Below are 12,762 nucleotides of genomic sequence, written 5' to 3'. Positions count from 1 at the left end.
ATCAATGAATGATATAGGAGGTGGCGGGATGCCACGTAACGACACAATCGAGCTCGGAGAATTGACCGACAGCATGCTCTATATCCTGCTCGCCTTGACCGAGGCGCGTCACGGCTATTTGATTATGCAGTTCGTCGAGGAGTTGACGAACGGACGAATCAAAATCGGACCGGCGTCGATGTACACCATCATCAAGAAGCTCGTGAACGCGCAACTGATTGAGCCGATTGACGGGGACGGCAAGCAGAAACGCTATGTGATCAAGGCGCAAGGCCGTGCCCTCGTGGCGGAAGACTTGAAACGACGGCAAGCGATCGTTGACGATGCACGCTTCATTTTAGACGGGGAGGGACACCGATGAAACGGAAATATATGTCGAGTTGGGGATTGGCGTTCGCCGAAGAGCGGGAAATGAAAAAGCTAGGGGAGATGGCAGCTCGTGGCTGGCATTTAGAGAAGTTCGCTCCACTCGGCTATACGCTCGTCGAAGGGGAACCGATGGACGTGCGCTATAGTCTCGATTATCGCAAACAACCGGACGAGGATTACTTTGAGCTGTTCGCCGCGAGCGGATGGGAACATGTCACGTCGACCGGCGATGAGATTCATGTGTTCAAAGGCAGTCCGGACGCGACGCCTCTGTATACGGATCGCCAGACGACCCAAGAGAAATATGGGCAAGTCGAGCGTGCGATGGGGCGGTGTGCGCTCATCTGCTTGCTGTTATCACTTGGATTTGTGTTCATGCTCCAATTGGATTGGCCGCAGACGGCGGAAGCCATCATTTTGGTGTTACAGACGCTTGTCGTCATCGGGCTCGTCTTCACAGGACTCCCGTATCTCGGTTTCCTCGTGAAGCGAAAACGTTTGGAACGGAATGAATGACTAGGCGGATGGCACAAGCCATCCGTTTTGTTTTGGTCGACTGAACTATTCAAGAAAAAAATAGTTAGGCGCAGAGAACTGTTTTATGGAAATCCTCTATTCAACCAAAATAGAATCGGGCATGATAATTAATGAAAGCGCTTGCATTCATTTTGAAGAGGAGGAACGGGCATGGGTAAAAGACGGAAAGGGTTAGCGATGACGGCTGGTGTCACCGCGATTGCACTGCTCGCCGGGCAACCGGTCGCACAGGCGGCGACGCCGCAAAACGGTACGATGATGCAGTACTTTGAATGGTACGTCCCGAACGACGGGCTGCATTGGAACCGACTATCGAACGACTCGCAGCACTTGAAAGACATCGGGGTGACGACGGTGTGGATTCCGCCGGCGTACAAAGGCACGTCACAAAACGATGTCGGGTATGGGGCGTACGATTTATACGATCTCGGCGAATTCAACCAAAAAGGGACGACCCGGACGAAGTACGGGACGAAAGCGCAGCTCCAGACCGCCATCTCGAACTTGCGCGGTAAAGGGATCGGTGTGTACGGCGACGTCGTCATGAATCACAAGGGCGGGGCCGATTATACCGAATCCGTTCAGGCGATCGAGGTCAATCCGTCGAACCGGAACCAAGAAACGTCCGGTGAGTATGGCATCTCGGCCTGGACCGGGTTCAACTTCGCGGGGCGCAACAATACATACTCGCCGTTCAAATGGCGCTGGTACCATTTTGACGGTACCGATTGGGATCAGTCACGCAGCTTGAGCCGCATCTATAAGTTCAAGAGCACGGGCAAGGCGTGGGACACGGACGTGTCGAACGAGAACGGCAACTATGATTATCTTATGTATGCCGACGTCGATTTCGAGCATCCCGAGGTCCGCCAAGAGATGAAGAACTGGGGCAAATGGTACGCCGACTCGCTCGGGCTCGACGGTTTCCGGTTGGATGCGGTCAAACATATCAGCCACTCGTACTTGAAGGAGTGGGTGACGAGCGTACGCCAGACGACCGGGAAAGAGATGTTCACGGTCGCCGAGTATTGGAAGAACGATCTCGGTGCCATCAACGACTATCTGTATAAGACGGGCTACACGCACTCCGTCTTCGATGTGCCGCTCCATTACAACTTCCAAGCGGCCGGTAACGGCGGCGGGTATTACGATATGCGCAACATCTTGAAAGGCACCGTCACCGAACAGCATCCGTCGCTGTCCGTGACGATTGTCGATAACCACGACTCACAGCCGGGCCAGTCGCTCGAGTCGACGGTCGCCAACTGGTTCAAACCGCTTGCCTACGCGACGATCATGACGCGCGGTCAGGGTTATCCGGCCCTCTTCTATGGAGACTATTACGGCACGAAAGGGACGACGAACCGCGAAATCCCGAACATGTCGGGCACGCTCCAACCGATTTTGAAGGCACGAAAAGACTTCGCCTACGGGACGCAGCATGACTACCTCGATCATCAGGACGTCATCGGCTGGACACGTGAAGGTGTGACCGACCGTGCCAAATCGGGTCTCGCGACGATTCTATCGGACGGTCCGGGCGGCTCGAAGTGGATGTACGTCGGCAAACAGAACGCCGGCGAGGTATGGAAAGACATGACGAACAACAACGCCCGTCTCGTCACGATCAATGCTGACGGCTGGGGTCAGTTCTTCGTCAACGGAGGCTCGGTCTCGATTTATACGCAACAATAACGAAAACACCCGATCGAAGTGAGGTGATCCTCTCTTCGATCGGGTGTTGTTTGAATTTAGCGTTTCCAGACCCACTCGTCACTCTCGTATTTGGCGACGAGTTCCTGAATCTCATGTTGTTGTGCCTCGGTGAACGTCAGCGGTTCGAACGTCAAATCGAACGCGTCGCGGAACCCGTCCGTGAAAGCTGCGGCGACCTCGTCGAACGCGACCTTCCGGCCGAGCGTCTCGTTCAACGAGACGGCCTTGTCGCCGAAACGTGCCTTCGCCTCGGCCTTTTCATCGGCCTCGAGGTTGAAACAGTCGAACAGGACGTCATCATCAATCGACAATGGGATTGACCCGTGCTGAAGGACTGCGCCTTGATGGCGGACTTGGGCGCTCCCGGCAATCTTTTTTCCGTCGACAGCGAGCTCATAGTACGAGGCGGCGTCGAAACAGACGGCCGACTTCGGTTTTCGGAGCGCCTCGCGATCGGCCTCGGTCAAGGGGACCGAGAATTCGGCCGGAACGCCGAGCGCATGATAGCCGCGCCGCACCCCTTCGGTCAGGAGGCGATAGCTCTCGATGACGTTCGTCGGCAAGGACGGCATCGTCTCAGGCAGAATGACGCTATACGTCAATTCGTCCGCATGGAGGACGGCCCGTCCCCCGGTCAAGCGGCGGACGACGGGAATGCCGTTCGCGTTAAGCGCCTCGCGATCAAGATCACGCGTCGCCCGTTGAAAGCGTCCGACGCTGATGGCGTGCGGTGCCCAGGCGTAAAAACGGAGTGTCGGTTTCATGTCGCCGCGTGCGACCCAGCCGGCGATGGCTTCATCGATTGCCATGTTCTCGGCCGGGGACAGCGGGGCGGTGTGGAGCAAATGCCATGTCGTTCCAGTCATATCGGTCTCTTCTTTCTCTTAATCGATTGGCAACATCGTATGGCGACGTGCCTTGTGGACTTGTTCGTCCGCGTGATACGAGGAACGCACAAGCGGTCCGGCCTCACAGTGGGAGAAGCCTTTCGCCAACGCGATCTCTTTCAGCTCGGCGAACTCATCTGGATGGTAGTAGCGCTCGACGTCGAGGTGCTTCTTCGTCGGCTGCAAGTATTGGCCGAGCGTGAGGATGTCAACGTGATGGGCCCGGAGGTCGTCCATCGCTTGAATCAACTCTTCCTTCGTCTCGCCGAGTCCGACCATGATGGACGACTTCGTCGGGATGTCCGGGTTCAGTTCTTTCGACCGTTTTAAAAATTCGAGCGTCCGGTCGTACGTCGCTTTGGCGCGGACTCTCGGTGTCAAACGACGGACCGTCTCCAAGTTATGGTTCATGATGTCCGGGCCGGCATCGATGAGCGTCTGGAGCGCCGAGAAGTCACCCATCATATCGGACGGGAGCACTTCGATTGACGTCTCCGGGTTCATGGCACGGACGGCGCGGACCGTCTCGGCGAATACCGTCGCTCCGTAGTCGTTCAAGTCGTCGCGGGCGACGGCCGTGATGACGACGTGCTTCAGGTTCATGAGGCGGACCGACTCGGCAACGCGTTTCGGTTCTTCCCAGTCGAGTTCGTTCGGCTTGCCCGTCGTAACCGCGCAGAAGCGGCAGGCGCGGGTGCAGATGCTTCCAAGAATCATGAACGTCGCGGTGCGGCGGACGGCCCAGCATTCATGGATGTTCGGACATTTCGCCTCTTCACAGACGGTATGTAGATTTTTCTCGCGCATCATCTTTTTGAGACCGGTGTATGTCTCGTTCGTGTTCAGTTTAATCTTTAACCATTCCGGCTTTCGTTTCAGTTCCCCTCGTGCCAAGATGATTTCCCCCTTTTTGAAAGTTAACCCCTAACAAAAAGAGTTTACCAAAGATGAGGACGAATTCGAACCAGCGAAATTATTGGCTTTGCCAATACAGCTTGGATGTGTGTCAAAACAGAACATATATTTCAAAATGGTTACGCTTTCATGCGAAGTGTTGTTTCCCATTTTTTGAATTGCTATACTGACGTTGACCACCTGAATAAGGACCATATGTAACTGATACGATCAGGCATGGGGTGAACGAGCGTTGGTGAGGCAACGCTTCTTCCTCCATGCCTTTTTGTTTGGGGGTCGGGGAAACTTTCAAAAAAGGAGTGGGGAACATGAACAAAGCATTGAACTGGACGGCGACACTGGGGCTAACGACAGCGCTACTCGTCTCATCGGTCCCGATGGCGACTGCGGTCGTAGCGGAGGAGACGCCAGCAACGTCGATTGAGCAGCGTGTGGACGCCAAGCTCGCGTCGATGACGCTTGAACAAAAGCTCGGTCAAATGATCATGCCAGACTTCCGATTATGGAACGGGGCGAACCATACGGCACTCGCGACAGATGTGGCGCGCGTCGTCGATCGGTTTGACCTCGGGGGTGTCATCTTGTTCGCGGAAAACGTGACCGAGACCGAACAGACGACGAAACTCGTCCACGACCTCCAAGAAGTCGTCAAACAAGACGAAAGCAACGACGTACCGCTCTTCATCACGATTGACCAAGAGGGTGGAATCGTGACACGTCTCGGAACGGGCACGAACTTGCCGGGTAACATGGCGCTCGGGGCGACACGGAGCAGCCAGTACGCATACGACGCGGGGAATATTATCGGTTCGGAGTTGAACGCTCTCGGGGTGAACGTCAACTTCGGTCCGGTGCTAGACGTCAACAACAACCCGGCCAACCCGGTCATCGGCGTACGCTCGTTCTCGAGCGACCCAGAACTCGTCGGCGAGCTCGGCTCGGCGATGACACAAGGGATCCAAGACCAGGGCGTCGCCGCGACGGCGAAGCATTTCCCAGGTCATGGTGACACGGCGGTCGACTCGCATTACGGACTTCCGATCGTCGACAAATCGCTCGAGGACTTGCGTGGACTTGAACTGTTACCGTTCAAACGGGCCATCACCGAAGGCATCGATATGATAATGACGGCACACATCGGGATGCCGCAAATCGAGGATGAGGTCGTCAACTCGCCGCGCGGCACGTTCCCACTCCCGGCGACGCTCTCAGATGACGTCATCACGGGCGTCTTGCGTGAAGACATGGGCTATGAGGGTATCGTCATCACGGATGCGTTGAACATGCAGGCGATTGCCGATAACTTCACGGAAGCCGAAGCGGTCATCAAGACGTTCGATGCGGGCGTGGATATCGCGCTCATGCCGACGATTTTACGGTCGAACGCGGACGTCGTGAAGCTCGAGACGATCTTTGAAGACGTCATGGCGGCCGTCGAGGATGGACGCCTGTCAGAAGACAAGATTGATGCGGCCGTCGAACGGATTTTGACGCTCAAAGCGGAACGCGGCATTTGGCAAGAATCGGTCGACACGACGACGCTTGAAGCGAAACTTGCTGAGGCGAATGCGGTCGTCGGCAGTGCCGAGCATAAAGCGAAAGAACGTGAAATCGCCGAAGCGGCCGTCACACTCGTGAAAAACGATGATAAGACGCTTCCGTTCAAACCGAAAAAAGGCGAGACGGTCCTCGTCCTGTCACCGGCGAAAGACCAGACGGACAGCATGATCAAGACGATCAAGTCACTTGAGAAGAACGCCGGCAACATGAAAGACGTGAACGTCATCGCCGCGAACTATACGGCATCGACGAAGCACTTGGATCAAAACCCGGCATTGAAAGAAAAACTCGACGCGGCCGACTATATCATCGTCGGCTCGAACGTGAACAACAGCGCCAAGCTGAAATCGACGTCGGCTGACAACTACGTGCCGGCCGAAGTGTTCCGTTACGCCAACGAGACGGGCAAGAAGTCAGTCTTGCTCAGCCTGCGCAACCCGTACGATGTGGCGGTTCAGCCGGATGCACCGGCCCAGCTCATCATCTACGGCTTCAAAGGTGACCCGAACGGACCGGATTCAGAGGCGGGCAATGCCAAATCGGCAGGACCGAACCTCCCGGCCGGCATTCGCGCCATCTTCGGTGAAGTGAAACCGACGGGCAAACTCCCGGTCGACGTACCGACGTTTGAGAACGGCGTGTTCGGAGACGACTTGCACCTCGAGTTTGGTGACGGATTCCGCAACTGGAACAAGTAAACTAAAACCGCGAGTGCCCCATGAGGGTACTCGCGGTTTTTCGTTTGATTGTCACGCCTCGAAATAGCCGACGACGAGAAGGCCTGGGCCTGTGTGCGCCCCGATGGCCGAACCGACGATCGTCTTCGTGACGCTCGCCGGGTTCACGTGTTCCCGTAACAACGCCTCGAACTGATCGGCTTTGACCGGGTCGTCCCCGTGACCGATGAAGACATGCCCACCCTCGACGAGCGGTTTCGACTCGGTCATCCATTCGACGATGCGGCGTAACACTTTCTTGTGACCGCGCACCTTCTCGATTGGGACGAGTTTGCCGTCTTCGACTGTCAAAAGTGGTAGAATCGTCAACAAATCCCCGATGAACGCGCTCGCTTTCGAGACACGGCCGCCGCGCATCAAATACTCGAGCGATTCGACCGTGAACAAATGCCGGATTTTGCCGACGAGCGACGTCGCGTAGGCGACCGTCTCTTCATACGTATGGTCTTGGCCATACTCGGCGACCGTCTTGACGAACAGCCCTTGGCCGACGGACGCGGCACGTGTATCGAGAATATGGAACGTGCTGTTCGGGTATTCTTCTTTAAGTAGGTTGCCGACCATGACGGCCGTCTGGTATGTACCCGAGAGCTCGCCCGAGAAAGCGAGATACAGGAACGGGATTTCTGATTCGAGATGTTGGCGGAAACAATGCTCAAGTCGGGCCGCCTCGATTTGGAACGTCTTCGGTGTCTTGCCGTTCCGCATCGCGTCGTACACGTCTTTCGGTTGAATCGTTTCCCCGTCTAAAAATTCCTCGTTGTCGATGATGACGCCGAGTGGCAATACCTCGAGGCCGTACTCGATAACTTGGTCTTGGGTCAAATCGGCTCCGGTATCGGTTATGATTTTAAACATGCGGTCACTCCTCTGCTAATTGTTGTTCAATGTCGCGAATCGGTTCGTTGCGTTTCCACATCCGGTCGAGTTGGGTCGCGAGCGTCGCTTGTTCGTTCTCATCGAGCGTGCCAGGTATGAGCCGGCTCATGCCACCGAGGACGGTGTAGGCGCGACGCAACACGTCATCGACAGTGAGCGGGATTCCTAGCAAATCCTCGAGTGACGCCATCGTCTCAGGGACAATGGCCGGATAGGTAAAGCGCGTCGCTTCACCTTGGATGGCTTGCGCATAAAAATCACGGATGAGCGCGGCCCGTTCACTTCCGCTCTTGCGGACGCTCAAGTAAATCTGGACGGCGACGCCGCCACGGACGCGGCGCTGGGAAATGCCGGCGAACTTCTTGCCGTCAATCGACAAATCGAAGCTGCCCGGGCAGTATGAGCCGACGATTTCGCCAGGCACGATCTCGTTCGTCACATCTTGGAACATGAGTTGGATGAGTGATGTCATCGCCTCGTAGCCGCTATCGATTTGAATCCCGTCTTTCTCGGGTAAAATCAAAGATAAGTTCAACACGTCCGCGTCTAAGACGACGGCCAGTCCTCCTGAATTGCGGACGACAGGACGGAAGCCGTGTTCATGAAGCAAACGGATGCCATCTGCCAAGTGGGGCAGACGGGCGTCTTGAATCCCGAGCACGACCGTGTTTAGATGAACCCAGGCCCGCAGGACGGCACCTGACGTCGCGGTCGAGGCACAGAGCGTATCGTCCGTCGCGAACGATTGCTCGGCTTGGAACGCCGGACCGAGCGAAGACTGGTCAATGACACGGTAGGTCGGTTGTCGTAATAATGGATGGGTCATATACATAATTCCTTTTCAATAAATAATTTCCTTCCCATTATAACATGGGAGGAACCACGCGCTAGAAGTCGAATCCAATCATTAATGAAACGTAGGGGGCAACGTCATGTATACGTCACGAGGTCAATTGTCAGGATCGAAAGTGTTCAAAGATCCGGTTCATCGATATATATACGTCTATGATCATCTCGTCTGGGAATTGATCAATACGAAAGAGTTTCAACGGTTACGTCGCATCAAACAGCTCGGGACGTCGTTTTTGACGTTCCACGGGGCCGAGCATACGCGTTTCCATCATTCGCTCGGCGTCTACGAAATCGCCCGACAGCTAATCGATCAGTTCCATGAGTATCCGGAGTGGGATGACCGCAACCGGGAGTTGTTGCTCGCGGCGGCGCTGCTGCACGATGTCGGACACGGTCCGTTCTCGCACGCGTTCGAGCACGTCTTCGCCGTCCGTCACGAGGTGTGGACCGAACGCATCATCCTCGGGGCCACGGAAGTGAACAAAGTGCTGTCCGAGATGGGGGTCGGCTTCCCGGAAGAAGTGGCGGCCATCATCAATAAGACACACCCGAACCGACTGCTCGTCAATATCCTCAGTTCGCAACTCGACGTCGATCGGATGGACTATCTGCTCCGTGACGCCCATTTCGCCGGTGTCAGTTACGGTAAGTTCGACCTTGAGCGCATGCTTCGGGTGTTGCGTCCCGATGAGGACCAAGTCGTCGTCAAACAGTCGGGCATGCATACGATTGAGGACTATATCATGCGGCGCTATCAAATGTATTGGCAAGTCTATTTGCACCCGGCGACGCGGTCGAGCGACCTGTTGCTCAAAGCCGTGCTCGAGCGGGCGCAAGAGCTGTACGAGTCGGGCTACGCCTTCGAGATGACGCCGAAGCATTTCTTGCCGATTTTCAATCATGAGGACATGACGCTCGAGCATTACTTGAAGCTCGATGAGACGATCGTCTATTTCTATTTCCAAGAATGGATGGACGAGGCGGACCCGATTTTGGCCGATCTCGCGAGCCGGTTCGTCAACCGCCGCCTGTTGAAGTATAAGAATTTCCCGGAAGCGAACCGCGTCCGCTACATGGACCGCTTGCGTTCGACGATGGAGTCAATCGGGTTGCCGACCCGCTACTACTTACTCGAGGACCAGCTCAGTCAACTGCCGTACGACTTGTATAAAGGGCATGGCAAATACGAAGGCATCTATCTCAAGATGAATGACGGCGACCGCCGGGAAATTTCGGAAGTGTCGATGCTCGTCCAATCGATTTTAAACTCACGACAGTCGGACGAAAAAATTTATTATCCGGAGGACGTGCTCCTCAACTTGAAAGATTTCGCGTCAGAAAAAACATGGATGTTGTCAACGTTACGAGGAGATTGAATCGTTGAAAAGGAAGTGACACCATGGGGGTTGGCACATTGGTCGGCGGGGTCGGCATCTTCTTGCTCGGGATGATGCTGTTGACGGATACGTTGAAAAATATGGCCGGAGAGAGGCTCCGGCAACGGTTGAACCGATTGGCGGAAGGGCCGGTGTCGGGTGCGTTTCTCGGAGCGACGATGACGGCGCTATTCCAATCGTCGACGGTGACGACGCTCATGACGATCAGTTTTGTCAGCGCAGGTCTGTTGACGTTCACCCAAGCGCTCACACTCGTCATCGGAGCGAACGTCGGCAGCGCGACGACGGGCTGGCTCGTGGCACTCTTAGGGTATAACGTGGACATCCGCGAGCTGTTGCTCCCACTCATCGGGGTCGGTATGGCACTCCGCTTGATCGGGCGGCGCGTCAAACGCATCGGCATGCTCATGGTCGGGCTCGGTCTGATTTTCGTGGGCATCGGGACGCTTCAAGAAGCAATGCGCGACGTCGTCACGTTCTCGTTCGCGGGTTGGGAAGCGGACACACCGCTGCACCAACTCGCGCTGCTCGGGACAGGCCTACTCATGACCGTCTTGTTACAGTCCTCGAGCATCGGTCTCGTCTTGACGATGACGGCGCTCGCGACCGATACGGTGACGCTCGCCCAAGCCTGTCTGCTCGTGCTTGGACAAAGCGCCGGCACGAGTCTCGTCGTGGCCATCGGATCAATCGGGGGCTGGAAGTCGGCTCGCCGTATCGTCTTGGCGCACATGCTCGTCCACGGGTCGATTTTACTCATCGGCTGGCTGACGTTCCCGCTCTTGTTCGGTATCGTGAACGGTGTGGCCGACCGCCTCAATTGGAATGAACTGTTGCGGCTCGCCTTGTTCCACACCTCGTTCCATTTGCTCGGGGTGTTCACGTTCCTGCCGTTCCATCAGGCGTTCAGTCGTCAGTTGCTCAAGTGGATCCCGAGCCGGGCGGAAAAGCTGACCCGGTTCCTCGACCCGAATATGGCCCGCATCCCGACGGTCGCGCTCGAGGCGGCCCGGCGCTCGTTGATTGAGATTGAGCGCTATTTGGCCAAAGAGACGCAACTGTTGCTGACCGAGGCACGTAAACGCGACGACGAGCTCCAACTCGTCGAGAAGACGCTCGGCGACGTCCGTGTCTTTTTGAGCACGATTCAATTGGAAGAAGGGCGGGGACGCAACGACTATGGCCAACATCTGTCGCTGCTCCATACAATCGACCACTTGGAGCGGTGGCTGTTCGTCATGCGTGAAGTCGACCCGGTCGACGCGCTCCGCGATACGGACTTCCTGGTCGCGCGTCAGCTCGTCTTGCATGAACTCGACATGGTCGAGACGCTCAATCATCACACGCCCCCGGAAGAGTCGCGGCAGTGGAAGACGGCCTCGAAACAGCTCGCTGAATATCGAAAAGCGCACCGGGCCGAACTGCTCGAGGAGACGGCGGCCAATCAACTCGAGATGGATCAGACGATTCAAAAGGTGCAGGCCCTCCTCTGGCTCGACCGAATCGGCTATCACATTTGGCGTGCGACGCGTCATCTGATTAAACCGACCGTCCCGAGCGAGCGGTTTGAAGTGAATCTGGAAGACTAAACAACGACCGCCCTCCAAGATGGAAGGGCGGTCGTTGTGTTTACTTCTTATCTGCGTGCATGACGCCGGCTTGGCCGTAGTGCGTCGCGTCCATCTCTTCGATGAAGACGGTGATGTTTTCTTTCGGGGCGTTCGTCGTCTCGGAGACGGCGTCTGTCACTTTTTCAATCAACGCACGTTTTTGTTCGACCGTGCGACCTGGGAGCATTTTAACCGTTACGTATGGCATAACATTTCCTCCTTTTAGTTCGTTCCCTTTCATTCTAGTGAAAGGTGAGGCAAGTGGAAAGCAGAAAATCGATTGGGCGGACGGTACAAATAAAAAATGCAGGTGCGAAATATGTGAAAACGGGGTAAGGAACAAGACAGACTAGTCGTAGGAGGAACAGGCGGATGAAATGGAAGGGTAGACAAGCAAGTCGAAACGTCGAGGATCGACGGGGGCAACGTGTCGGAGGGAAAGGCATCGCAGGGATTGGTGGGGGCTTTGGTCTCATCTTGGTCATCGTCTTCACACTGCTCAACGGGGGCAATCCGGGCGATATCGTCAACAACATCGGACTCGGGGAACCGGAACAGTCCTCTGGAACGTATGAAGGCTCGGCGCGGGAAGAAGAGATGGCCGACTTCGTGTCGGTCGTGCTAAGGGATACCGAAGAAGTGTGGACCGATATTTTTGCGGAGAACGGATTGACGTATCGGGAGCCGACGCTCGTCATCTATAAAGATCAAGTCGAATCGGCGTGCGGGATTGCGGGATCGGCTGTCGGACCGTTCTACTGTCCGGGTGATCAGAAGTTGTATATCGATTTGAGTTTCTATGATGACCTGAGTCAACAGTTTAACGCACCGGGTGACTTCGCGATGGCGTACGTCGTCGCCCACGAGGTCGGTCACCACGTCCAGACGTTGCTCGGCACGACGGACGAGATTATGCCACTCCGCAACGAGCTGAGTGAGACACAGTTCAACAAATATTTGGTCCGCTTCGAACTCCAGGCCGATTATTATGCAGGCGTTTGGGCCCACCACGCTCAAGGGATGGGTTACCTCGAGGCTGGCGACGTCGAAGAAGCGATGAATGCGGCGCACCAAATCGGGGATGACACCCTTCAGAAACAGGCGCGCGGCTATGTGACACCGGATTCGTTCACGCACGGGACGTCCGAACAACGGAAACGTTGGTTCGATAAAGGGTTCCAAAACGGGACGATTCAAGGCGGCGATACGTTCAACGCCAAAAACTTATAACCATGAGGTCAAGCGATGGCTTGACCTTTTTCCATGTCCAAGTTGGCTTGTGCAGAAAGAATCCGCTATCATG

The 12,762-nt window shown here is 55.7% G+C and carries 12 protein-coding genes; 7 read left to right on the top strand and 5 right to left on the bottom strand.

Annotation, left to right across the window (positions count from 1 at the left end; all coding sequences use genetic code 11):
• Nucleotides 1-28 precede the first annotated feature (28 nt).
• The 3 genes from KNP82_RS08010 (at nucleotide 29) to amyS (ending at nucleotide 2,601) form a co-directional block, all read left to right on the top strand.
• Nucleotides 29-361 carry a PadR family transcriptional regulator gene (locus tag KNP82_RS08010; RefSeq protein WP_029594619.1) on the top strand — a complete coding sequence of 111 codons (333 nt, stop codon included), beginning with the start codon at nucleotides 29-31 and terminating at the stop codon, nucleotides 359-361.
• A complete protein-coding gene (locus tag KNP82_RS08005) occupies nucleotides 358-885 on the top strand; it encodes a DUF2812 domain-containing protein (protein ID WP_029594620.1) in 528 nt (175 codons plus the stop codon). Before KNP82_RS08010 ends, KNP82_RS08005 begins: the two co-directional genes overlap by 4 nt.
• Nucleotides 886-1,083: 198 nt before the next feature.
• Nucleotides 1,084-2,601, top strand: a complete 1,518-nt coding sequence (gene amyS / locus KNP82_RS08000; RefSeq protein ID WP_236355757.1) for an alpha-amylase — start codon at nucleotides 1,084-1,086, stop codon at nucleotides 2,599-2,601.
• A gap of 56 nt (nucleotides 2,602-2,657) precedes the next feature.
• Here the strand turns inward: amyS and KNP82_RS07995 are convergent, their stop codons facing one another.
• Together KNP82_RS07995 and lipA are read right to left on the bottom strand one after the other, a co-directional pair.
• Nucleotides 2,658-3,488 carry a lipoate--protein ligase family protein gene (locus KNP82_RS07995; protein WP_029594622.1) on the bottom strand — a complete coding sequence of 277 codons (831 nt, stop codon included), beginning with the start codon at nucleotides 3,486-3,488 and terminating at the stop codon, nucleotides 2,658-2,660.
• A gap of 18 nt (nucleotides 3,489-3,506) precedes the next feature.
• Nucleotides 3,507-4,406, bottom strand: coding sequence for a lipoyl synthase (gene lipA / locus KNP82_RS07990; RefSeq protein WP_328585781.1), 900 nt, complete (start codon nucleotides 4,404-4,406; stop codon nucleotides 3,507-3,509).
• A 326-nt stretch (nucleotides 4,407-4,732) separates the two neighbouring features.
• Here lipA and KNP82_RS07985 point away from each other — a divergent pair, with 326 nt between their 5' ends.
• A complete protein-coding gene (locus KNP82_RS07985) occupies nucleotides 4,733-6,682 on the top strand; it encodes a glycoside hydrolase family 3 protein (protein ID WP_029594624.1) in 1,950 nt (649 codons plus the stop codon).
• A gap of 51 nt (nucleotides 6,683-6,733) precedes the next feature.
• Here the strand turns inward: KNP82_RS07985 and KNP82_RS07980 are convergent, their stop codons facing one another.
• Together KNP82_RS07980 and KNP82_RS07975 are read right to left on the bottom strand one after the other, a co-directional pair.
• Nucleotides 6,734-7,579 (bottom strand): DegV family protein, encoded by an 846-nt coding sequence (locus KNP82_RS07980; RefSeq protein WP_029594625.1) that lies wholly within the window; start codon nucleotides 7,577-7,579, stop codon nucleotides 6,734-6,736.
• Nucleotides 7,580-7,583: 4 nt separating this feature from the next.
• On the bottom strand, nucleotides 7,584-8,432 hold the full coding sequence (locus tag KNP82_RS07975) for a lipoate--protein ligase family protein (RefSeq protein ID WP_029594627.1): 849 nt from the start codon (nucleotides 8,430-8,432) through the stop codon (nucleotides 7,584-7,586).
• 100 nt (nucleotides 8,433-8,532) lie between these two features.
• Between KNP82_RS07975 and KNP82_RS07970 the strand changes: the two genes are divergently transcribed.
• A complete protein-coding gene (locus tag KNP82_RS07970; RefSeq protein WP_029594628.1) occupies nucleotides 8,533-9,828 on the top strand; it encodes an HD domain-containing protein in 1,296 nt (431 codons plus the stop codon).
• A 23-nt stretch (nucleotides 9,829-9,851) separates the two neighbouring features.
• Complete coding sequence (locus KNP82_RS07965; RefSeq protein ID WP_029594629.1) at nucleotides 9,852-11,438, top strand: Na/Pi cotransporter family protein; 1,587 nt, start codon at nucleotides 9,852-9,854, stop codon at nucleotides 11,436-11,438.
• Nucleotides 11,439-11,478: 40 nt separating this feature from the next.
• On the opposite strand, the gene KNP82_RS07960 is transcribed toward KNP82_RS07965, so the two are convergent.
• Nucleotides 11,479-11,667 (bottom strand): 2-hydroxymuconate tautomerase, encoded by a 189-nt coding sequence (locus tag KNP82_RS07960; RefSeq protein WP_012727443.1) that lies wholly within the window; start codon nucleotides 11,665-11,667, stop codon nucleotides 11,479-11,481.
• 164 nt (nucleotides 11,668-11,831) lie between these two features.
• On the opposite strand from KNP82_RS07960, the gene ypfJ reads away from it, so the two are divergent.
• Nucleotides 11,832-12,689, top strand: coding sequence for a KPN_02809 family neutral zinc metallopeptidase (gene ypfJ, locus KNP82_RS07955; RefSeq protein ID WP_029594630.1), 858 nt, complete (start codon nucleotides 11,832-11,834; stop codon nucleotides 12,687-12,689).
• The last annotated feature ends 73 nt before the right edge of the window (nucleotides 12,690-12,762 follow it).

It is taken from the genome of Exiguobacterium sp. s26 (assembly GCF_018618235.1).
Lineage (GTDB): Bacteria > Bacillota > Bacilli > Exiguobacteriales > Exiguobacteriaceae > Exiguobacterium > Exiguobacterium chiriqhucha.
The sequence above is the reverse complement of the archived record's forward strand: the minus strand, read 5'-3'. Positions and strand labels throughout refer to the sequence as shown.

Bases quoted from the DNA above. Each gene is read 5' to 3' on its own strand.
- KNP82_RS07970 (WP_029594628.1), top strand. From the start codon at position 8,533: ATGTATACGTCACGAGGTCAATTGTCAGGATCGAAAGTGTTCAAAGAT.
- KNP82_RS07960 (WP_012727443.1), bottom strand. From the start codon at position 11,667: ATGCCATACGTAACGGTTAAAATGCTCCCAGGTCGCACGGTCGAACAA.
- KNP82_RS08005 (WP_029594620.1), top strand. From the start codon at position 358: ATGAAACGGAAATATATGTCGAGTTGGGGATTGGCGTTCGCCGAAGAG.
- KNP82_RS07965 (WP_029594629.1), top strand. From the start codon at position 9,852: ATGGGGGTTGGCACATTGGTCGGCGGGGTCGGCATCTTCTTGCTCGGG.
- KNP82_RS07975 (WP_029594627.1), bottom strand. From the start codon at position 8,432: ATGTATATGACCCATCCATTATTACGACAACCGACCTACCGTGTCATT.
- KNP82_RS08010 (WP_029594619.1), top strand. From the start codon at position 29: ATGCCACGTAACGACACAATCGAGCTCGGAGAATTGACCGACAGCATG.
- KNP82_RS07985 (WP_029594624.1), top strand. From the start codon at position 4,733: ATGAACAAAGCATTGAACTGGACGGCGACACTGGGGCTAACGACAGCG.
- KNP82_RS07980 (WP_029594625.1), bottom strand. From the start codon at position 7,579: ATGTTTAAAATCATAACCGATACCGGAGCCGATTTGACCCAAGACCAA.
- ypfJ (WP_029594630.1), top strand. From the start codon at position 11,832: ATGAAATGGAAGGGTAGACAAGCAAGTCGAAACGTCGAGGATCGACGG.
- KNP82_RS07995 (WP_029594622.1), bottom strand. From the start codon at position 3,488: ATGACTGGAACGACATGGCATTTGCTCCACACCGCCCCGCTGTCCCCG.
- amyS (WP_236355757.1), top strand. From the start codon at position 1,084: ATGACGGCTGGTGTCACCGCGATTGCACTGCTCGCCGGGCAACCGGTC.